Annotated in this window: 20 protein-coding genes; 12 read left to right on the forward strand and 8 right to left on the reverse strand. The window is 70.9% G+C overall.

What is annotated here, in order from left to right:
• The first annotated feature begins 238 nt into the window (after positions 1-238).
• Positions 239-586: a hypothetical protein gene (locus ABZO29_RS34785; RefSeq protein ID WP_367324160.1), complete on the forward strand. Its 348-nt coding sequence runs from the start codon at positions 239-241 to the stop codon at positions 584-586.
• On the opposite strand, the gene ABZO29_RS34790 is transcribed toward ABZO29_RS34785, so the two are convergent.
• Positions 567-1,256 (reverse strand): FadR/GntR family transcriptional regulator, encoded by a 690-nt coding sequence (locus tag ABZO29_RS34790; RefSeq protein ID WP_367324161.1) that lies wholly within the window; start codon positions 1,254-1,256, stop codon positions 567-569. The two genes, ABZO29_RS34785 and ABZO29_RS34790, sit on opposite strands and share 20 nt — an antisense overlap.
• Before the next feature lie 70 nt (positions 1,257-1,326).
• On the opposite strand from ABZO29_RS34790, the gene ABZO29_RS34795 reads away from it, so the two are divergent.
• The 4 genes from ABZO29_RS34795 to ABZO29_RS34810 all read left to right on the forward strand — a co-directional run bounded on the left by ABZO29_RS34795 (position 1,327) and on the right by ABZO29_RS34810 (position 3,773).
• Complete coding sequence (locus ABZO29_RS34795) at positions 1,327-2,613, forward strand: CynX/NimT family MFS transporter (protein ID WP_367324162.1); 1,287 nt, start codon at positions 1,327-1,329, stop codon at positions 2,611-2,613.
• A 48-nt stretch (positions 2,614-2,661) separates the two neighbouring features.
• Positions 2,662-2,778, forward strand: coding sequence for an SGM_5486 family transporter-associated protein (locus ABZO29_RS34800; RefSeq protein ID WP_367324163.1), 117 nt, complete (start codon positions 2,662-2,664; stop codon positions 2,776-2,778).
• Between the two features lie 204 nt (positions 2,779-2,982).
• Complete coding sequence (locus tag ABZO29_RS34805; protein ID WP_367324164.1) at positions 2,983-3,189, forward strand: hypothetical protein; 207 nt, start codon at positions 2,983-2,985, stop codon at positions 3,187-3,189.
• Positions 3,190-3,254: 65 nt separating this feature from the next.
• On the forward strand, positions 3,255-3,773 hold the full coding sequence (locus tag ABZO29_RS34810) for a histidine phosphatase family protein (RefSeq protein ID WP_367324165.1): 519 nt from the start codon (positions 3,255-3,257) through the stop codon (positions 3,771-3,773).
• Positions 3,774-3,845: 72 nt separating this feature from the next.
• Here ABZO29_RS34810 and serB read toward each other — a convergent pair whose 3' ends face one another.
• On the reverse strand, positions 3,846-5,060 hold the full coding sequence (gene serB / locus ABZO29_RS34815) for a phosphoserine phosphatase SerB (protein ID WP_367324166.1): 1,215 nt from the start codon (positions 5,058-5,060) through the stop codon (positions 3,846-3,848).
• Positions 5,061-5,212: 152 nt separating this feature from the next.
• Positions 5,213-7,057 carry a streptophobe family protein gene (locus ABZO29_RS34820; RefSeq protein ID WP_367324167.1) on the reverse strand — a complete coding sequence of 615 codons (1,845 nt, stop codon included), beginning with the start codon at positions 7,055-7,057 and terminating at the stop codon, positions 5,213-5,215.
• 246 nt (positions 7,058-7,303) lie between these two features.
• Here ABZO29_RS34820 and ABZO29_RS34825 point away from each other — a divergent pair, with 246 nt between their 5' ends.
• Entirely contained in the window at positions 7,304-9,811 is a 2,508-nt protein-coding gene (locus tag ABZO29_RS34825) for an FHA domain-containing protein (RefSeq protein WP_367324168.1), read from the forward strand.
• Between the two features lie 90 nt (positions 9,812-9,901).
• Here the strand turns inward: ABZO29_RS34825 and ABZO29_RS34830 are convergent, their stop codons facing one another.
• The 3 genes from ABZO29_RS34830 to ABZO29_RS34840 form a co-directional block, all read right to left on the reverse strand.
• Positions 9,902-10,672 carry a transglycosylase SLT domain-containing protein gene (locus ABZO29_RS34830; RefSeq protein WP_367324169.1) on the reverse strand — a complete coding sequence of 257 codons (771 nt, stop codon included), beginning with the start codon at positions 10,670-10,672 and terminating at the stop codon, positions 9,902-9,904.
• A gap of 296 nt (positions 10,673-10,968) precedes the next feature.
• Positions 10,969-12,054 (reverse strand): S-adenosylmethionine:tRNA ribosyltransferase-isomerase, encoded by a 1,086-nt coding sequence (locus ABZO29_RS34835; protein WP_367324170.1) that lies wholly within the window; start codon positions 12,052-12,054, stop codon positions 10,969-10,971.
• On the reverse strand, positions 12,051-12,749 hold the full coding sequence (locus tag ABZO29_RS34840; RefSeq protein WP_367324171.1) for an SDR family NAD(P)-dependent oxidoreductase: 699 nt from the start codon (positions 12,747-12,749) through the stop codon (positions 12,051-12,053). The genes ABZO29_RS34835 and ABZO29_RS34840 overlap by 4 nt, the downstream gene beginning before the upstream one ends.
• 187 nt (positions 12,750-12,936) lie before the next feature.
• Between ABZO29_RS34840 and ABZO29_RS34845 the strand changes: the two genes are divergently transcribed.
• From ABZO29_RS34845 to ABZO29_RS34855, 3 genes are all read left to right on the forward strand, one after another.
• Positions 12,937-14,082: a GAF domain-containing sensor histidine kinase gene (locus ABZO29_RS34845; RefSeq protein WP_367324172.1), complete on the forward strand. Its 1,146-nt coding sequence runs from the start codon at positions 12,937-12,939 to the stop codon at positions 14,080-14,082.
• Positions 14,075-14,716: a response regulator gene (locus ABZO29_RS34850; RefSeq protein WP_367324173.1), complete on the forward strand. Its 642-nt coding sequence runs from the start codon at positions 14,075-14,077 to the stop codon at positions 14,714-14,716. The genes ABZO29_RS34845 and ABZO29_RS34850 overlap by 8 nt, the downstream gene beginning before the upstream one ends.
• Positions 14,717-14,884: 168 nt before the next feature.
• Entirely contained in the window at positions 14,885-15,130 is a 246-nt protein-coding gene (locus ABZO29_RS34855; protein ID WP_367324174.1) for a chaplin, read from the forward strand.
• A 348-nt stretch (positions 15,131-15,478) separates the two neighbouring features.
• On the opposite strand, the gene ABZO29_RS34860 is transcribed toward ABZO29_RS34855, so the two are convergent.
• Positions 15,479-16,267: a hypothetical protein gene (locus ABZO29_RS34860; protein WP_367324175.1), complete on the reverse strand. Its 789-nt coding sequence runs from the start codon at positions 16,265-16,267 to the stop codon at positions 15,479-15,481.
• Positions 16,268-16,407: 140 nt separating this feature from the next.
• Between ABZO29_RS34860 and ABZO29_RS34865 the strand changes: the two genes are divergently transcribed.
• The 3 genes from ABZO29_RS34865 (at position 16,408) to ABZO29_RS34875 (ending at position 18,847) form a co-directional block, all read left to right on the forward strand.
• A complete protein-coding gene (locus tag ABZO29_RS34865) occupies positions 16,408-17,205 on the forward strand; it encodes an ABC transporter ATP-binding protein (RefSeq protein ID WP_367324176.1) in 798 nt (265 codons plus the stop codon).
• A gap of 121 nt (positions 17,206-17,326) precedes the next feature.
• Positions 17,327-17,758 (forward strand): NfeD family protein, encoded by a 432-nt coding sequence (locus ABZO29_RS34870; RefSeq protein WP_367324177.1) that lies wholly within the window; start codon positions 17,327-17,329, stop codon positions 17,756-17,758.
• 132 nt (positions 17,759-17,890) lie between these two features.
• Positions 17,891-18,847 carry an SPFH domain-containing protein gene (locus tag ABZO29_RS34875; protein ID WP_367324178.1) on the forward strand — a complete coding sequence of 319 codons (957 nt, stop codon included), beginning with the start codon at positions 17,891-17,893 and terminating at the stop codon, positions 18,845-18,847.
• A gap of 99 nt (positions 18,848-18,946) precedes the next feature.
• On the opposite strand, the gene ABZO29_RS34880 is transcribed toward ABZO29_RS34875, so the two are convergent.
• Positions 18,947-19,453 (reverse strand): HNH endonuclease, encoded by a 507-nt coding sequence (locus tag ABZO29_RS34880; RefSeq protein ID WP_367324179.1) that lies wholly within the window; start codon positions 19,451-19,453, stop codon positions 18,947-18,949.
• Between the last annotated feature and the right edge of the window lie 102 nt (positions 19,454-19,555).

The raw sequence follows: 19,555 nt of genomic DNA on the forward strand, positions 1-19,555 counted from the left end.
CGCGTCTGCGTGCGGCGCGGACAGGGGCGTGCGCGCAGACGTGGATCGTCGGCCGCTGTCGGGCGCGCCGCCGCCCCCGGCCCGCGCGCGTGAGGCCGGGCGCCGGCCGGGCTCCCGGCTCGGCGGACGTCCCTCGTTCGGCCTAGCCGATCGGGCGGTGGAGGGCCGCACCAGCGCACTCTGGATTACGCGTTCACCGCGTTCTTTCCTCCCCAGCCCGGCCGAGGAGGTTCCCCTTGTGCACCTGTCCCGCAGCCTGGCTTCAGTGACCGTCGCCGTCGCTCTCGTCCTGTCCCTGCCGTACGAGGCGGCCCCCCACACGCGCGTGGAGGCCGGGAGACCGGCGGCCGCGCAGCCGTTCGGCGCCGAGTGCCGGACCCACGTCCGCGGCTCCCATGTGGTCGCCTACTGCCACAACCCCTGGGTCGAGACCGATCGCGTCCGCCTGCACATCGAGTGCGACCGCTGGTGGGACCTCGACACCGACGGCGCCCCCGTCGACACCGGACCGGCGATGACCGTACGGCTCACCGGCCGTTGCTGGAAGGAAGTCCGCGCGGCCTGGGTCAGCCACCAGAAGCGGTGAACCGCCCCGGACGGCACAGGAACGGATAGCTCGCGGCCTCCGCGGCGGCCGCCTCCGCGTCCCCCGTGCGGATCGCGTCCACCAGCCGCGTGTGCTGCATGTACGTCTCCGGGGTCAGCTCCTCGCCGACGTCCTCCCGCAGCCAGTCCCGCAGCACCTCGCCCAGGTCGGCGTACATCGCGGTCATGACGTCGTTGTGGGAGGCGGCGACCACCGCCAGGTGGAAGGTGGCGTCCGCCGTCACGAAGGCCTCCGCGTCGCCCGACTCCCACGCCTCCTCACGCCGGACGAGGAGCGCGTCGAGCTGCTTGAGGTCCTTCTCGGTGCGGCGCTCGGCGGCCAGCCTCGCCGCACTCGACTCCAGCGTGGACCGCAGTTCGGCGATGTGCCGGGGATCGGCGTCGGCGAAGCGGCGGTGCATCACGCCGGCCAGCTCACTGGTCGCCACGACGTACGTGCCCGAGCCCTGGCGGATGTCCAGCAGGCCGTTGTGCGCGAGCGCCCGGACGGCCTCGCGGACCGTGTTGCGGGCGACACCGAGCTGCTCGACCAGCTCGGGCTCCGTCGGGATGCGGGAGCCGACCGGCCACTCGCCCGAGGTGATCTGGTGGCGCAGCTCGGCGATGACCTGCTCGGACAGTGCCGAGCGACGGGGATGGCTCAGGGGCATGGCACACCTTCGCACGGCGGGGGCGGAAGCGGGCCGCCCACCGATGGACAACCAATCATCCTATGATTCTATGATAGGTCTCATGGTGAGTCAGGAAACCCGCACGACGAGGTCCACGACCGCGGACACCACGACGACGGCCGGGCCCGCGCGGTCCGCCACGCGCGCGTGGACGACGCGACTGCTCGTCGCCGGCATCGCGCTGACCGCACTCAACCTCCGCCCCGCCATCACCAGCCTCGGCGCGCTCCTCGAAGAGGTCCGCGACGGGCTCGGCATGAGCGGCAGCCTGGCGGGCCTGCTCACCTCGGTTCCCCCGCTCTGCTTCGCCGTCTTCGGCGTCATGGCTCCCCGCCTGGCCCGCCGGTTCGGTCCGGCGGCCGTGGTGTGCGCGGGGATGGCAGCCATCACGACGGGCCTGCTCATACGGCCGTACGTCGGCAGCACGGCCGGCTTCCTGGCCGCCAGCGCGCTCGCCCTCATGGGCATCGCCGTCAGCAACGTCCTGATGCCGGTCATCGTCAAGCGCTGGTTCCCGGACCGGGTCGGCTCCATGACCGGCCTGTACTCGATGGCCCTCGCCCTCGGAACCGCCGCCGCGGCCGCGGTGACCGTGCCCGCGACCGAGATGCTGGGCGGGAGCTGGCAGTCGGGGCTCGCGGTGTGGGCGGGGCCTGCCGCGGCGGCCGTACTGCCCTGGATTCCGTTCGTACGGCGGCGGGGACCGGCGCCCGCCCCAGAGGCACCGGCGCGCGACGAGCCGCCCGACGCACTGCGCATCACACGCAGCCGCACCGCCTGGGCGCTCGCCGTCTTCTTCGGGCTCCAGGCCACCGCCGCCTACATCACCATGGGCTGGATGGCGCAGATCTTCCGGGACGCGGGCGTGCCCGCGAGCACGGCCGGGCTGCTCCTCGCTGTCACCATGGTGATGGGGGTACCCCTGGGCTTCCTCATCCCCCGACTGGCCGCCCGGCTGCCCCACCAGGGACCGATCGTGCTCGCGCTCGGCGCCTGCGGCCTCGCCGGATACGCCGGCCTGTACCTCGCCCCGGCCGGCGGAGCCTGGGCCTGGGCACTGCTGCTCGGGGTCGCCAACTGCGCCTTCCCGCTGGCGCTCACCATGGTCGGGATGCGCGCCAGGACCGGCGTGGGGGTGGCCCGGCTGTCGGCCTTCGCGCAGAGCACCGGTTACCTGATCTCCATCCCCGGACCGCTCCTGGTGGGCGTCCTCTACCAGCACAGCGGCGGCTGGGGTCTGCCGATCGCGCTCATGACCGCGCTGCTGGTGCCGCAGACGGTGATGGGCGTCCTGGCGGGGCGCGACCGCACGGTGGAGGACGAGGCCGCGCGCTGACCTCACCCCCGAGGGAGACGCTCGGGGGAGGAGTGCGAGACTTGGCGCATGCCAGTGCTCGACCCGAACCCGCAGAACGGCCAGAAGAAGATGCTGCTCGTCTTCGGCTCCTTCTTGGCCATCTTCGTGATCATCGCCATCGTCGCGACGATCGCCTCCCCCTGACCGGCCCTCTACCGCGCCACGCCACCGTCCGTTCCGTCCGTTCTGTCCGCCGGATGGTGGGGCTGGCCCCCCTGTCCCCTAGGGGGTGAGTGTCAGGGTCAACTGGGTGGATCACCGGATGGGTTGAGGGCCGCCTGTTCCGTAACTTCGAGATGTGACCGCGAGACGCGGCCACCGGCCACTCGGAGAGCAGCGGAGGCAATCATGTCGGCCCCTACGCACACCCAGCCCCGCCCGGCGACCCGGGGCGGCGTCGACATCCGGCTGCCGTGGTGGGCGCTCGCCCTGCCGATGCTCGCGTTCGTCACCCTGCTGGTGCTGATACTCAACCCGTCCGACGCACACGCGGCCACCGGCGCCCCGGCGATCACGCACCTCGTCGAGCGCGTCCAGGAGCTGCTGGCGCGCTGAACAGCTGCTGAGGCGCCCGTCAACTCCCTGCGCCCCATGGCGTGTTTCATGCGAAGCTGGGACGCATGAGCGTCGCAGAACCCCGCAGGATTGTCCTCTTCCGACATGCGAAAGCCGACTGGCCACAGGTGACCGATCACGAGCGACCGCTCGCTGAGCGGGGCCGCAAGGACGCCGCAGTCGCCGGACGCAAGCTGTCCGACACCGGCATGCCCTTCGATCTGGCCCTGTGCTCCACCGCGACCCGGACCCGCGAAACCTGGAAACTGGCCGTCCACGAGTTCCCGCACCGGCCGAAAACCGTCTACGAGGAGCGGATCTACGAGGCCTCGCCCGGCGAGCTGATCGCGTTGCTCAACGAGACCCCCGACGACGCGCAGAACGTGATCCTGATCGGCCACAACCCGGGTGTTCAGGGCCTCGCCGACATCCTCTCCGGCTCGGCCGAGGGCGACGCCCGCGAGCGGATGAGCCACCGGGGCTTCCCGGCCGCCGCCTTCGCCGTGCTGTCCTTCGACGGCTCCTGGAAGTCCCTGGAGCCCGGGGCAGCCACGCTCGAGGACTACTGGGCGCCGACCGAGTGACCCGACCCCCCGACACACCAGGGCCCGGCACCGCACCCGGTGCCGGGCCCTCGCGCGCGTATGCGGGACGACTCAGAGCTCGTCGAGCGTGTCCGCCGCCTCGACCTCTTCCCTGGTGACACCCAGCAGATACAGGACGGTGTCCAGGAACGGCACGTTCACCGCGGTGTGCGCCGCCTCGCGCACCACCGGCTTGGCGTTGAAGGCGACACCCAGCCCGGCCGCGTTCAGCATGTCCAGGTCGTTGGCACCGTCACCGATCGCCACCGTCTGCGACAGGGGTACGCCCGCCTCGGCGGCGAACCGGCGCAGCAGCCGCGCCTTGCCCGCGCGGTCCACGATCTCACCGGTGACCCTGCCCGTCAGCTTCCCGTCGACGATCTCCAGGGTGTTGGCCTGGGCGAAGTCCAGCCCGAGCCGCTCCTTCAGATCATCGGTCACCTGGGTGAATCCACCCGACACCACACCCACTTGGTACCCGAGCCGCTTCAGCGTGCGGATCAGTGTGCGCGCGCCCGGTGTCAGCCGCACATCACTGCGCACCTTCTCCACCACCGAGGCGTCCAGGCCCTCGAGCAGCGCCACGCGTGCGTGCAACGACTGTTCGAAGTCCAGCTCCCCGCGCATCGCGGCCGCCGTCACCTCGGCGACCTTGTCATCGCAGCCGGCGTGCGCGGCGAAGAGCTCGATCACCTCGTCCTGGATGAGCGTCGAGTCCACGTCCATGACGACGAGACGCTGCGCGCGCCGCGTCAGCCCTGCCGCGACGACCGCCACGTCGACGCCGAGCGCGGCGGCGTCGGTCACCAGGGCGGTGCGCAGCGGCTCGGTCTCCACACCGGACACGGCGAACTCGACCGCCGTCACCGGATACTTGGCGAGCCGGAAGATACGGTCGATGTTGCCGCCCGCCTTGGTGATCCTCGCGGCGATCGCGGCGGTCGCCTCGGCGGTCAGCGGATGCCCGAGCACGGTCACGAGCGAGCGCCCGAGGCCGCGCGGCCGGTTGTCGCCGATACCGGAGATGATCTCCGCCTGCATCTTCATCGAGTCGGCCCAGCTGTGGACCGTCGACCGCAGATCCCCCTCCAGCCCGCGCTGCGGCTCCGTCACGAGGGCGCACAGCACCATCCGCCCACGGGTGACGACCTGCTCGATGTCGACCACGTCGACGGAGAAGGCGGCGAGGGTGTCGAACAGGCCGGCCGTGATACCCGGCCTGTCCTTGCCGAAGATCTTGACGAGGAGGGTGGGGACGTCAGAGGTCGAGGTCTGCGAAGCGCTCATGGTGTATCCACCGTATCCGGCACGCAGTGCCTGCCGCCCCTGAGGTCCGCCTTGCGGACAGGGAACAGTGGGTGTCGTTCGGGTGTCGCCGACATCACGTGCCGGTCCTGAGCCCCAGATCCTCCCGCTCCTCGGTCATCGGGCCACGCGGCTCACCGGGGCCGCTTCGGCTTCCCCGGGGCAGGCGGTGGCGGGGGCGGTGGCGGGGGGCCCTCGTCCGGGGAGGAGGGCGGCCGGTTGCCGGGCCGCGAGCCGGGAAGCCGCCGCGGTGACCTCGGCGGCGGCTCGATCCGGCGGACGACCGTCGGAGCACCGTACACGTCGCCCGGAGGCGGCGGACCGCCGTTCGGCGGCGCGGGCCGATCCTCACCGGTGTCCGCCGTTCGGCCTCCACCAGGTGGGCGTGCGTCCTCGGGCTCCCGCAGTTCGTCCGGGAGCCGTAGGTACGGATTGGTGGCCGGGTTGGGGGGCCGGAACGACGCCCCGGGGGTGTACGGGCCGGAGCTGCTGCCCGCATACGGCGGACTCCCCGCAGCCCCCACACCTTCCGTCGCAGCCCCCGCGCCTCCTGCCGAACCGCCGGCCACGTCACCGAGTGCCGGCGATGCCGCCCGCCGTCCCGCCGCCCCGCTCGCGTACGCCAGCAACCCACCGACGGCCCCCGCACCCGCACCCCACAGGGCACCGAGAACGAGCGCCATGCCGAGACGCCCGTGCAGTTCGATCCCCGCGCCGAACGCGTCGAAGCCGAGCACGGACAGCGAGGCGTCCACGGACACGTCCGTCAGCCAGGCCAGCAACGGCAGCGTCAGCGCGGTCGCGATCCCCAGCCGCAGCGCGCACCGCCCGGCGAAGCCGAGGGCACCCGGATCCCGTACCACCGGCGTCCGTACAGCCGTGAGCACGCCCGCCAGCAGCATCATCAGCGCGGCCGCGACCCCCAGCAGCCACACCCGCCCGTCGAGCTCCGCCAGCCGCCCCAGCGTCACGGGCTGGTCCGACCGGACGCTCAGCAGGTCGTCCAACGGGTCCGGCAGCAGCCTGGCCAGTTCGCCGGTCGCGCGGCCGTCCCAGGGGACGAACAGCCCGATGGGGATGCCCAGCCATGTGCCGTTGGGCGCGCCGAGCAGCGCCGCGCCCGCGATCCGTTTGGGATGGTCGTCGCCGATCGCCGCGTACGCCGCCGCCGCGCACCCCGCCGTGACTGCCACCAGCAGCACCGTGACGAGGGCGGACGCGGCGGGCCGTACGACGCGGTGCACGGCCTCCCAGCCGCGCGGCAGCGGGGTGCGGCGCGAGGCCAGCAGCGCGATCAGCAGGACCCCGGCCGACCAGCCGAGGCCGCCGAGCAGCGTGGGCACGGTGTCGACGGTGAACCCGACCGCCGCCTTCGCGTCGACGAGGTCGCCGATCCGGTCGGGCAGCAGCCCGCCGATGTCCCCGACGTCGCCGAGGCCCGGAATCTCGATGCCCCCCGAGCCGCCACCCCCGCCCGTCAGGTCGTCCAGCCCCAGTGAGCCCCCGTCGATCGTGATGACGTCGTGCCCCGCCCACGCCAGCCCGCCCAGCGTCGCGACGAACAGGGAGACCACCGCGCCCGCACGCGCGAGGAGTTCGGCCGGAGCGATGACAACTCCGGCCGTGCGCAGGGATCGCAGGAAGAACCACGACAACAGCAGCGCACCGACCAGGCTCACGCCCAATGGCGTGATCTCGATGGCGGTGCTCGCCTCCGCGCCCTTCAGGCCGAAAGCGGACACGTCACCGGACGGCGTCACCGAACCACCCGCCCCAAGTGCCACCACCGCAGCGGTCATCGGGCCGAGCGAGCCGGCCGTGTCCGCCTCCAGCAGATGCAGCCCGAGCGCCGCCGTGCCCGCCATACCGATCAACGCCCAGCTCACGGCGGCGATCGCGGACAGCAGGACGTCCCCCCACGGCAGCCTCGGGCCGTGCTTGCCGTACTTCGAGGTCCCGACGTTCACGGACGCGCTCATGGCAGACCCCCCGATCCGCGGCACAACGCGGCAAAGCAGCCGCGCATGTCCCCCTCGCGTGCGTTTACCACTCTCCGGGCCGGTTTCAACCCCGTCAACAAGAACGGCCGAAGCTCCGGTATGCGGACTTCACGAGGCCCGACTTTCGGTCAGGGGGCCGCGCCTGAAATAGTTCCCGACGATGTTCGACATCCCTAGACTCCCTGTGATGGGGGTAACTCGGGGGACTACTCAGTGGGGCATGGAGTGCCGGAACTCGTACTGGAATTGAACGGACGCACCTGGACGCTCGATCCGTCCAGGCCATACACCCTCGGACGCGATCCGCAGGGCGACATCGTGCTCGACGACGCCAGGGTGTCCTGGCGCCACGCCACCGTCAGCTTCAACGGCCGCAGTTGGGTCATCGAGGATCACGGCAGCACCAACGGCACGTTCGTGCAGGGCCAGCGGATCCACCAGCTGGAGATCGGCCCCGGCTCGGCGGTGCACCTGGGCAACGCCACCGACGGACCGCGCCTGACCCTCTCCGGAGCGGCGGCCGACGTCGCCGTGCCGCAGGCCCAGCCTCAGCAGCAGCCGTTCGCGGCGCAGGCCGCCAACCCCGGCTGGGCCCAGCAGGCGCCGCAGCAGCAGGCACCGCAGGCAGGCTGGCAGCAGCCGCAGCAGGCCGCCGCGCACATCCCGCAGCAACAGGGACCCGGCGTCGGCGCGGGGGCGCCGCCGGTCTACGGCGACCGCAGCCCCACCACGTTCCACCAGTTCTCGCTCGGCCGCGTGATGCGCATCGGCCGTGCCCTGGAGAACGACCTGGTCGTCTCCGACCTGCAGGTCTCCCGCCACCACGCCGAGTTCCACTCGACGCCCGACGGCCGCATGGAGATCCGCGACCTCGGCTCGCACAACGGCACCTACGTCAACGGCCAGCCGATACCCAAGGGCGGCTCGCAACTGCTCGGCCCCGCCGACATCGTCGGCGTCGGCCACTCGACGTTCCGGATCGTCGGCGACCGGCTCGAGGAGTTCGTCGACACCGGTGAGGTGTCCTTCTCCGCCCGCCACCTGACCGTCACGGTCGACGGCGGCAAGCAGATCCTCAAGGACGTCTCCTTCGGCGCCCCGGAGAAGTCCCTCATCGCGGTCATCGGCCCGTCCGGGTCCGGCAAGTCCACGCTCCTGAAGGCCCTCACCGGCTACCGCCCCGCGGACCAGGGCGAGGTCCTCTACGACAACCGGAACCTCTACAAGCAGTTCGCCGAGCTGCGCCAGCGCATCGGCCTGGTACCGCAGGACGACATCCTGCACAAGGAACTGACCGTCAAGAAGGCCCTCAAGTACGCGGCCAAGCTGCGCTTCCCGGCCGACACCACGGGCGCCGAGCGCGAGGCGCGCATAGACGAGGTGCTGCGCGAACTGAAGCTGGACATCCACAAGGAGAAGAAGATCACCTCCCTCTCCGGCGGCCAGCGCAAGCGCGTCTCCGTGGCCCTGGAGCTCCTCACCAAGCCGTCGCTGATCTTCCTCGACGAGCCGACCTCCGGTCTCGACCCGGGCATGGACCGCGACGTCATGCAGCTGCTGCGCGGCCTCGCCGACGACGGCCGCACGGTCCTCGTCGTCACCCACTCCGTGGCCGAGCTGGCCCTGTGCGACAAGCTCCTCGTGATGGCGCCGGGCGGTGCCGTCGCCTACTTCGGCCCGCCGGAGGAGGCGCTGAACTTCTTCGGCTACGACACCTGGGCCGACGTCTTCTCCGCCTTCGAGAACTACCGCGACTACGACTGGGCGGGACGCTGGAAGGGCTCACAGCACTACCAGATGTACGCCGCGGACATCGACGCCGTTGCGCCGCAGGCCGTACAGATGCCTCCGATGCAGGCGATGAAGCCGCCGAAACCGCAGGGCTGGCTGTCCCAGTTCGGCACCCTGGTGCGCCGCTACGTCTCGGTGATCGCCTCCGACCGGGGCTTCCTGGCCCTGATGGTGATCCTTCCGGCCGTCCTGGGCGCGGTGAGCCTGCTCATCGACGCCGACAAGGGTCTGCTGCCCAACCCGCCGAACGCGGCCGGCCGCATCATCCCGAACGGCACGGCCACCACCGTCCTGCTGATCCTCGCGGTCGGCGCCTGCTTCGCGGGCGCGGCCAACTCCGTGCGTGAGCTGATCAAGGAACGGGTCATCTACGAACGGGAGCGCGCCACCGGCCTGTCGCGGTCCGCGTACCTGATGTCGAAGGTGTTCGTGCTCGGCATGATCACCGTTCTGCAGGGCGCCCTGGTCGGCACCATCGGCTTCTTCAACCGCGAGATCCCGGAGGAGGGTCTGGTCTTCGGCAGCGCCACGATCCTGGAGCTGTCCGTCCCGATCATGGCTCTGGGCTTCACCTCGATGATGTTCGGCCTGATCATCTCGTCGCTGGTGAAGACGGCCGAGAAGACCATGCCGCTGCTGGTCATGTTCGCGATCATCCAGGTCGTCTTCACGGGCTGCCTGTTCACCCTGCACGGCTCGATCGGCGTCAACGAGTTCTCGTACCTGATGCCGTCCCGCTGGGCGGTCGGTGCCGCCGGCGCCACGCTGGACTTCAACAAGATCAGCCCGCCGGAGAAGGCGGGCGACACGGACCCGCTGTGGGACCACACCGTCGGCGCCTGGAGCCTGGACATGGCCGCGCTGATCGCCCTCGGTGTGATCTGCGGCTTCTTCGTCATGCGCTTCCTGCGCCGCCACGAGCCCGAGGTCATGCGCAAGTAGTCGCCCCCGTACGTCCCGAAGGGCGGCACCCCTGTCAGGAGGGTGCCGCCCTTCGGCGTTCGTGTTCGCGAGAAGAGGTCCGCGCTGACCTCAGTACGCGCTGTTGACGTTGTCCATGGAGCCGTACCGGTCGGCCGCGTAGTTGCAGGCGGCGGTGATGTTGGCGACCGGGTCGTAGATGTTCCAGGACGTGCCGGGGACGTGGTAGGCCTTGAAGGTCGGCGGGATGACCTGCAGCAGGCCCTTGGACGGGACGCCGTTGATGGCGTTGATGTCCCAGTTGTTGATGGCGTTCGGGTTGCCCGAGGACTCCCGGATGATGTTGCGGTAGATGCCGTTGTAGGAGCCCGGGATGCCGTGCTTCTTCATGACGTCGAGCGACTCGCGGATCCAGCCGTCGAGGTTGTTGGGGTAGGTCTTCTTGGCGGCGGCCTTGAGCTTGGCGCGCTGCGCGGCCCGGCTGGCGGCCTCCTTCGCCTTGCGCGCGGCCTCGGCCTTCTTCTTGGCGGCGGCCTGGGCAGCGGCCTTCTTCGCGGCGGCGGCCTTGGCGGCGGCGGCCTTCTTCGCGGCCTCGGCCTTCTGCTTCGCGAGGGCGTCCGCCGCGGCCCTCTTCTGCGCCGCCAGGGCCTCGATCTCGGCGGTGGTGCCGGAGAGCCCGTCGGTCTTGGCGTTCTTGATCTGCTCGGAGCTGTAGACCACCTGCGTGGAGGACGCCGCGCCGGTCGTGGTCGTTCCGGCGTTGGCCGGCACCACGGAGAAGGCGACGGCGGCGGCGCCGAGGGCGGCGACACCGGCGAGCCCGATCTTGTGCTGCTTGGTCAGGGAACGGCGGAGACCACGACTGTTGGTGTTCTTGGGCATGGCAGATGGACCTCTTCGAATAGCGCGGAGGTCGCTCGCTGTCCGGACGGGACACGGGTGCTTTCTGCACGAACGCCGCGGGGGAAACCGCGGCGCTGAGCGACGGGAGCCATTCTTAGCGGCCGCAAAATGGCCAGGCAAAGGTGTGACGTACGATGCTGGTTAGTGGAACAGGGAAGGGCAAATTAGGACAGATGGGAACGTCTGCCCCGCTCAAAAGGGATGCTTTATCTCCTACTGCCCTTCGTACGTGATCTGCGTCCTATGTGCGGGCTCACATCGACCGCACGGCACTCTCACCGGCAGTTGCTGACGCAATGCTCTGCGTGAGGCTCCTCCTGCGGAAGAACGAGGTGCACGTCTCCGAACTCGTGCCACAGGTAGAGCCCGCGCAGCGCCTCGTCGTAGCCGCGGTCGATCACCGCCCGCCCCGCCACCGCCTCCAGCATCAGCAGATGCGAGGCCTCCGGCTCATGCAGTCCGGTCAGCAACCCGTCCACCACCCGCACCCCCCTCTCGGGCGTGACCACGAGGTCCGTCCACCCCTCGGCCGCCCGGACCACCCCGTCGGACCCGGCCGCCGACTCCACGGCCCGCACGGCCGTCGTCCCGACCGCGACCACCCGCCCGGCGCCCACCTTGACCGCGTTGATCAGCCGCGCCGACTCCTCCGGCACCGCGAACCGCTCCGGATACGGCGGCTCGTGCACCTCGGCCGAGGCCACCCCGGTGTGCAACGTGACGGGCGCGAACTGCACACCCCGGCTCACCAGCTCCGCGACCAGCCGCGCCGTGAAGGGGCGCGCCGCGCTCGGCATCTCCGCGCTGCCCGACCCGTCGGCGGACGGCAGGGCGAACACCGTCTGGTACACGGACAGGGGCTGGTCCCGCTCCGTATAGGAGTAACGAATGGGCCTGCCGTGCTCGTGCAGCAGCCCCAGGACGTCCGGACCGGACACCCGCGCCCACCACAGCCTCCCGCTTCCCCCGCTCAGCGGCGCCTCCAGGACCAGCCGTACACCGCCGGACAGCCGCACCTCGATCCCCGCGGGCCCTCCCGCACGCGCGCGCGTGGTGCCCCTCCCGTCCGGATCCCGCAGCTCGACGGCCCACCGCCCGTCGTCCCCGCGCGTGGAGAAGTGCACCACCACGCGCGCGTGCCCGATCCGCCCGTCCACCGCGGCGGCCAGCGTGGGCGAGGTGTTCACCACCAGCAGGTCCCCGGCCCGCAGCAGCCGCGGCAGCTCCCTGAACGCGTGGTGCGACACCTCGGTACCGCGCGACACCAGCAGCCGTACGCCGTCCCGGTCCCGCCCCGGCCCGCGCTGCTCGGCCGGCACCCGCGCGGACCGCTCCTCGGGAACCCTCAGCGCGACGCTCACCGCGACTCCAGCAGTGCGGCCGCGGTGTACCTGCCGCTCGCCGGGCGCCTGCCGAGCAGCCGCAGGAAGGCGGGGGCGATCTCCTCGGGCGCCGGTGTCCCGGAGAGATCCTCGTCGGGCTCGGCGGCGGCCAGCATTCCGGTCCGCATGCCACCGGGATCGACCCACCAGATCCGCAGCTCAGGCTCCTCCACCGCCAGGACCGCCGACAGCTGGTCCAGGGCCGCCTTCGTCGCTCCGTACGCACCCCAGGTCCGGTACGCCTCAGCGGCCGCGTCCGAGCTCAGGTTGACCACCGCACCGGCCGGCGCCGTGCGCAGCAGGGGCAGCGCCTCCTGCAGCAGGCCCAGCGGGGCCACCACATTGGTCTCCAGCGCGGCCCGGAAGCCGTCCAGCGGGTGGCGGCCGAGCGGGACCAGGGGCTCGGCACCCAGGATCCCCGCGTTGTTCACCAGCAGGTCGAGGCCGCCCAGCTCTCGTGCGGCCGCCACCAGCTCCGCCCGGTGCCCGGCATCCGTGACGTCCCCGGGCAGGGCCTCCACACGCCTTCCGTACCCGGACACGGCCTTCACCGCCTCCGTGAGGGTCTCCGCTCCTCTGGCGTCGAGCACCAGATCCCAGCCCCGCGCCGCCAGGGCCTCGGCGAGCGCACGCCCCAGCCCCCTGGAGGCCCCCGTGATGATCGCTACCGGCATGACACACGTCCCCTCGTCGTCGACGCCGCCCTGATCGGCGTGCCCCAAACGTAGGAACCGGCCCCTCCCCGCCGCCTCGGACACGGGGCGCAAACCGGCGGGGTCCTTCGCCCTAGGTCCCCGGCCCTACCCGGCGGCCGTCACAGGTCCGATCCGTGCTGTCGCACCCCGCCGGTACGGTGAGGACATGAGTCAAGGCCCCCGGTCCGGCCTCGCCGCGGTGAGCTCCGCGCTGCTGGCCATGAGCAGGCATCTCGAGGTGCGCGACGTCCTGAAGACGATCGTCGTCTCGGCCCGCGAACTGCTCGACGCGCGGTACGCCGCCCTCGGCGTCCCCGACGACCACGGCGGCTTCGCCCAGTTCGTGGTCGACGGCGTCAGCGACGAGCAGTGGCGGGCCATCGGGCCCCTGCCACGCCAGCACGGCATCCTCGCGGCCATGCTGCACGAGGCCAGGCCCGAGCGCCTCGCCGACGTGCGCAAGGACCCCCGCTTCGAGGGCTGGCCGTCCGCCCACCCCGAGATGTCCGACTTCCTGGGCCTGCCGATCCGCGACGGCGACGAGGTGATCGGGGCGTTGTTCCTCGCGAACAAGAACTGCCCCAAGCAGGACGGCAGGTGCGGCTTCACCGAGGACGACGAGGAGCTGCTCGCCATCCTTGCCCAGCATGCGGCCATCGCGCTCACCAACGCCCGCCTGTACGAACGCAGCCGCGAGCTGACCATCGCCGAGGAACGCTCACGGCTGGCGCACGAGTTGCACGACGCGGTCAGCCAGAAGCTCTTCTCCCTGCGTCTGACGGCCCAGGCGGCGGCCGCCCTGGTCGACCGCGACCCGGCCCGCGCCAAGGGCGAACTGCAGCAGGTGGCCGCGCTCGCCGCCGAGGCGGCGGACGAACTGCGCGCGGCCGTCGTCGAGTTGCGGCCCGCGGCGCTGGACGAGGACGGCCTGATCGCCACGCTGCGCACCCAGATCCAGGTCCTCGACCGCGCCCACACAGCGCGCGTGACCTTCGCCAGCCGCGGTGTCCGCGCCCTGCCCGCCGCCCAGGAGGAGGCCATGCTGCGCGTCGCCCAGGAAGCGCTGCACAACGCCCTGCGCCACTCTGGCGCGTCCCGCGTCGACGTCAGCCTGCACAAGCGCGACGGCGGCGCGGTCCTGCGCGTCACGGACGACGGCAAGGGCTTTGAACCGGCGGCGATACGCAGCGCCGGGCGCCATCTGGGTCTCGTCTCCATGCGGGACCGGGCGAGCGGGGTCGGCGGCAGCATGACGGTGGAATCGGCGCCCGGCAAGGGCACCACGATCGAGATGGAGGTCCCCGGTGGCTGACGCAATCAAGGTGCTGCTCGTCGACGACCACCAGGTGGTCCGCCGGGGCCTGCGCACGTTTCTCGAGGTGCAGGACGACATCGAGGTCGTGGGCGAGGCGTCCGACGGCGCCGAGGGGGTCGCCCGCGCGGAGGAACTGCAGCCGGACGTCGTGCTGATGGACGTCAAGATGCCCGGCATGGACGGAGTGGAGGCACTGCGCAGGCTCCGTGAACTGGACAACCCCGCGCGCGTGCTGATCGTCACCAGCTTCACCGAGCAGCGCACGGTGGTCCCGGCCCTGCGCGCGGGTGCCGCGGGGTACGTCTACAAGGACGTGGACCCGGACGCCCTGGCCGGCGCCATCCGTTCCGTGCACGCGGGGCACATCCTGCTCCAACCCGAGGTCGCGGGCGCGCTGTTGTCCCAGGAGGAGGCCAACTCGGGCCAGGGGAGGAGCGGTTCGCTCACGGAGCGGGAGCGCGAGGTGCTGGGCCTGATAGCGGACGGCCGCTCCAACCGCGAGATCGCCCGCGCGCTGGTCCTCTCCGAGAAGACCGTCAAGACACACGTCTCGAACATCCTGATGAAGCTCGACTTGGCGGACCGCACCCAGGCGGCGCTGTGGGCCGTACGCCATGGTGTGACCGGCTGAAACGCTCTTCGCAAGGCCATCGGGAAGGCAATACGGAGGGTTCCGCTCCGGAGTGAGATTCATACCGTCGTGGGAATGCGTACCGGTTGGCGCATCCTTCGTGGATCTCCGGCGTTCTCCAGTGCGTGCTGCGGCGACTGCCGCGGCAATCGCAAGGAGGGCTTAGAAGTGAAGAACCTGAAGAAGGCAGCGGCCGTGACGATGGTGGCCGGTGGACTGGTCGCCGCCGGTGCCGGTATGGCCTCCGCCACCAACGGCGCGTGGGCCGGCGGTCAGGCCGTGGGCTCGCCGGGCGTCCTCTCGGGCAACCTCGTTCAGGCGCCGGTGCACGTCCCGGTGAACGTGGTCGGCAACACCGCGAACGTCGTCGGCCTGCTGAACCCCGCCTTCGGCAACGTGGGCGTCAACCAGTAAGGCCCACCACCCCGCAGTGACCTCCGGCCTCCCGGGCTACCCGGGAGGCCGGTCACCTTGTTCGGCCGGGTCAGCCATCCCGTCAACCCGCGCACGCAGGGTGCTCAGCGATCGCGTTGGCCCGCGGGCGTGCAGGGTGCTCAGCGATCGCGTCGGTTCGCGGGTGCGCACGGTGCTCAGCCACTGCGTCGATCCACGGGCATGCGTGCCGCCTGGGGCGATGGGGGAGGGTGGGCGCGGGCGGCACCCCGTCAGCGCCGGGCTGCGCGACCCACCCCGCCCCAGCACCAACCCCGGGCACCAGCACAACCAACGCTCACCGCACCGCCGGCTAACCGCGCCGCAGGCTCACCGCACCCTCCGCTCCCGCTCCTCCACATACGCGTTGTACGCAGCCACCTGCGCCCGCCGAGCCGTCCGCTCCACCGGCCGCAACGCCGCAGCCCTGGCCCCCATCTCCGACGCACTCACCGCACCCCCATGCCCGTTCTCACCGGCAAGGGAAATCAACAACCCCACCCGCTGCGCCAGCTCCAGCACCCGCACCGCCCGCCCCGGATACCCCGGCGCCAACACCTCCCGCCCCCGCTCGGCCCGAGCCCGGTACGCATCGACAGCAGCCGCGGCCACAGGCCCCGACCCGGCGACATCCAGCCGCGTCAGCACCTCCGTCGCCTCCCGCAGAGCCTCCGCCAGCTCCCTCTCGGCCTCGCCCAGCGACGGCACATCCGCAGGCGGCGCCTCCCGCACGGCAAGCACGTGCCATACGACCTCAACATGGACATCACCCTCGGGCCCCGCCTCGAACACCTCCGGCACAAGACCCACCGCGGCCCCGTGACAGACCACCGCCTCCTCGGCCTCCATCGCCCGCGCATTGAACTCCGGCGGTCCGCTCAGCCCCAGCGGATGCCCCGGCGCGGGCAGCGCGACCCGCAGCCCGGTCACCCCGAGGGCCCGCAGCCGCCCCAGCGCCAGCGTGAGCCCGACCGGCCCCGACTCGCCGGGCAGCCCCTCCACCCGGTGCACCGCGTCCTCGCCGACGATGGCGAGCACGGCGTCGTCCGGAGAGACAAGTCCGGCCAAAAGGGCGTTTCCCCAAGCGGCAAGGCGTCCAGAGCGCGGTTCCGTGAGCATGCCCCCACCCTAAGGACCGGACCGATGGAATGGACCGCCCGACCGGTGGCGTAGATTTCTTCGAGGGCTGTGCCCACAAGCGCACGCGACAAGCCGAGACACCGAGACCGGCCACACTGCAATGGGGAGACAACGCGCTCATGAGCGATGTTCTGGAGCTTCAGGACGTATCCGTGGTCCGTGAGGGCCGGGCTCTGGTGGACCAGGTCTCCTGGTCGGTCAAGGAGGGCGAGCGCTGGGTCATCCTCGGCCCCAACGGCGCCGGCAAGACGACCCTCCTGAACGTCGCCTCCAGCTACCTCTACCCCAGCAAGGGCACCGCCACCATCCTCGGCGAGACCCTCGGCAAGCCCGGCACCGACGTCTTCGAGCTGCGCCCGCGCATCGGCATGGCCGGCATCGCCATGGCCGACAAGCTCCCCAAGCGCCAGACGGTCCTGGAGACCGTACTGACCGCCGCGTACGGCATGACGGCACACTGGCAGGAGGACTACGAAGAGGTCGACGAGCAGCGCGCCCGCGCCTTCCTCGACCGCCTCGGCATGAGCGAGTACGTCGACCGCAAGTTCGGCACCCTCTCGGAGGGCGAGCGCAAGCGCACCCTCATCGCCCGCGCCCTGATGACCGACCCCGAGCTGCTGCTCCTCGACGAGCCCGCCGCGGGCCTCGACCTCGGCGGCCGCGAGGACCTCGTCCGCCGGCTCGGCCGTCTCGCGCGCGACCCGATCGCCCCCTCGATGCTCATGGTCACCCACCACGTCGAGGAGATCGCCCCGGGCTTCACCCACGTCCTCATGATCCGCCAGGGCAAGGTCCTCGCCGCGGGTCCGCTGGAGCTCGAGCTCACCTCCCGCAACCTGTCCCTCTGCTTCGGCCTCCCCCTCGTCGTGGAACAGGTCGGCGACCGCTGGACCGCCCAGGGACTGCCGCTGTCCTGACCCCACGAAGGATCCGCTGTCCCAACGACGTGAAGGACCCGCGAAAACCCCGGTAAGAAGCCCCCGCCAAACCCGATCTGCGCCCTGTCCGAGGCAGGACCCGCGGTCCTACCATTGCCCTGTGAACGACATCGACGCATGGGTGTGGTGGCTCGTCGGCGCGGCAGCGCTCGGAATCCCGCTCGTGGTGACCGCGATGCCGGAGTTCGGGATGCTCGCCGTGGGTGCCGTGGCCGCCGCGATCGTCGCCGGATTCGGCTTCGACGTCGTCGCCCAGGTCCTCGCCTTCGTCGTCGTCTCGGTCGCCCTCATCGCCGTCGTACGGCCCGTCGCGGCCCGGCACCGCTCGCAGCGGCCCCAACTCGTCACGGGCATCGAGGCCTTGAAGGGGAAACAGGCCGTCGTGCTGGAGCGCGTCGACGGCTCCGGCGGCCGTATCAAGCTCGCGGGAGAAGTCTGGACGGCGCGCGCTCTCGACACCGCCCGGGCCTACGAAGTAGGCCAGGAAGTGGATGTGGTGGACATCGAGGGAGCCACGGCGATCGTCATGTGACCTCGCACGACGTAACTGGACCGAACAGGCCACGAGGTTCACGACGGTCTGTCAGACTCGACCAGCAAGATCTTCAACAACCATAAGATCTTCCGAAAGCGCCGAGGCGGAGAAGGGTACGGGGAGCCGACGATGGAACCGGTCATCATCGTCTTGATCATTCTGGTGGTGTTGGTCTTCATCGCCCTGATCAAGACGATCCAAGTCATCCCACAGGCCAGCGCCGCCATCGTCGAGCGCTTCGGTCGCTACACGCGGACGCTCAACGCGGGCCTCAACATCGTCGTCCCGTTCATAGACACCATCCGCAACCGCATCGACCTGCGTGAACAGGTGGTGCCGTTCCCGCCGCAGCCGGTGATCACCCAGGACAACCTGGTCGTCAACATCGACACCGTCATCTACTACCAGGTGACCGACGCACGGGCCGCGACGTACGAAGTCGCCAGCTACATCCAGGCGATCGAGCAGCTCACCGTCACCACGCTCCGCAACATCATCGGTGGCATGGACCTCGAGCGGACCCTGACCTCCCGCGAGGAGATCAACGCGGCCCTGCGCGGAGTCCTCGACGAGGCCACCGGCAAGTGGGGCATCCGCGTCAACCGTGTTGAGCTCAAGGCGATCGAACCGCCCACCTCCATCCAGGACTCGATGGAGAAGCAGATGCGCGCGGACCGTGACAAGCGCGCCGCCATCCTCCAGGCCGAAGGTGTCCGGCAGTCCGAAATCCTGCGCGCCGAGGGCGAGAAGCAGTCCCAGATCCTGCGCGCCGAGGGTGAGGCCAAGGCCGCCGCACTGCGCGCCGAGGGCGAGGCCCAGGCCGTCCGTACGGTCTTCGAGGCGATCCACGCCGGTGACCCCGACCAGAAGCTCCTCTCCTACCAGTACCTCCAGATGCTCCCGAAGATCGCCGAAGGCGACGCCAACAAGCTCTGGATCGTCCCCAGCGAAATCGGCGACGCCCTCAAGGGCTTGTCCGGGGCCATGGGCAACTTCGGCTCCATGGGCGGCGGTTCGGGCGGCAGCGGCTCCTCGAACAACAACGGCGGAGGCACGGAACGCCGAGAGAAGCCCTCGATCGACTGACAGTCGAATACAAAGAACAGTTCCCCGCGCCCACCCAAGGGGCGCGGGGAACTGCGCGACAAGCCACAGACAACCCGCAGCCGCCGATGATCCGCAGTCCTACGCTGCAGACTGCGCCAACCACTCCGGCAACGCATCGAAGTCATCCCGCGCCAGGGCCAAGAGCATCGCATCCGCAGGAGTCGGCTCGAACGGCTGCCGCAGCAACGGCATCCCCGCCTGCTCCGGAGTCCGGTCCGCCTTACGGTGGTTGTCCTCCGCACACGAGGCGACAGTGTTCAGCCACGAGTCGGCGCCACCCTGCGCCCGGGGCACCACGTGGTCCACGGTCGTCGCCCGCCGCCCGCAGTACGCGCACCTGTGCCTGTCCCGCACCAGCACACCCCGCCTCGACCACGGTGCTTGTCTTCGGAAGGGCACTCGTACGTACCTGCACAGTCTGATCACCCGCGGCGCCGGTATGTCGACCGCGGCTCCGCGCATGCGCAGTTCGGGGTGGGCCTGCTCGACCACGGCCTTGTCCTGGAGCACCAGAACGACGGCTCGGTTCAACGTCACCGTCGACAGCGGCTCAAAGCTCGCGTTCAGCACCAGCGTGTCCCGCATTCCAGCCCACCTCCCGTGTGCACCGGCCCACCCCCTGGCGGGCTGGGATCAACTCTGGCCGGGCACGCCGAGATGGACAACGCAATATCTGCTGCTCCCACG

The sequence above is a fragment of the Streptomyces sp. HUAS ZL42 genome, from assembly GCF_040782645.1.
Classification (GTDB): domain Bacteria; phylum Actinomycetota; class Actinomycetes; order Streptomycetales; family Streptomycetaceae; genus Streptomyces.

What these genes read in the sequence shown, in the direction of transcription:
- ABZO29_RS34790 (WP_367324161.1), bottom strand. Translation starts at nt 1,256, where the DNA reads ATGCCCCTGAGCCATCCCCGTCGCTCGGCACTGTCCGAGCAGGTCATC.
- ABZO29_RS34795 (WP_367324162.1), top strand. Translation starts at nt 1,327, where the DNA reads ATGATAGGTCTCATGGTGAGTCAGGAAACCCGCACGACGAGGTCCACG.
- ABZO29_RS34800 (WP_367324163.1), top strand. Translation starts at nt 2,662, where the DNA reads ATGCCAGTGCTCGACCCGAACCCGCAGAACGGCCAGAAGAAGATGCTG.
- ABZO29_RS34805 (WP_367324164.1), top strand. Translation starts at nt 2,983, where the DNA reads ATGTCGGCCCCTACGCACACCCAGCCCCGCCCGGCGACCCGGGGCGGC.
- ABZO29_RS34810 (WP_367324165.1), top strand. Translation starts at nt 3,255, where the DNA reads ATGAGCGTCGCAGAACCCCGCAGGATTGTCCTCTTCCGACATGCGAAA.
- serB (WP_367324166.1), bottom strand. Translation starts at nt 5,060, where the DNA reads ATGAGCGCTTCGCAGACCTCGACCTCTGACGTCCCCACCCTCCTCGTC.
- ABZO29_RS34820 (WP_367324167.1), bottom strand. Translation starts at nt 7,057, where the DNA reads ATGAGCGCGTCCGTGAACGTCGGGACCTCGAAGTACGGCAAGCACGGC.
- ABZO29_RS34830 (WP_367324169.1), bottom strand. Translation starts at nt 10,672, where the DNA reads ATGCCCAAGAACACCAACAGTCGTGGTCTCCGCCGTTCCCTGACCAAG.
- ABZO29_RS34840 (WP_367324171.1), bottom strand. Translation starts at nt 12,749, where the DNA reads ATGCCGGTAGCGATCATCACGGGGGCCTCCAGGGGGCTGGGGCGTGCG.
- ABZO29_RS34845 (WP_367324172.1), top strand. Translation starts at nt 12,937, where the DNA reads ATGAGTCAAGGCCCCCGGTCCGGCCTCGCCGCGGTGAGCTCCGCGCTG.
- ABZO29_RS34860 (WP_367324175.1), bottom strand. Translation starts at nt 16,267, where the DNA reads ATGCTCACGGAACCGCGCTCTGGACGCCTTGCCGCTTGGGGAAACGCC.
- ABZO29_RS34865 (WP_367324176.1), top strand. Translation starts at nt 16,408, where the DNA reads ATGAGCGATGTTCTGGAGCTTCAGGACGTATCCGTGGTCCGTGAGGGC.
- ABZO29_RS34875 (WP_367324178.1), top strand. Translation starts at nt 17,891, where the DNA reads ATGGAACCGGTCATCATCGTCTTGATCATTCTGGTGGTGTTGGTCTTC.
- ABZO29_RS34880 (WP_367324179.1), bottom strand. Translation starts at nt 19,453, where the DNA reads ATGCGGGACACGCTGGTGCTGAACGCGAGCTTTGAGCCGCTGTCGACG.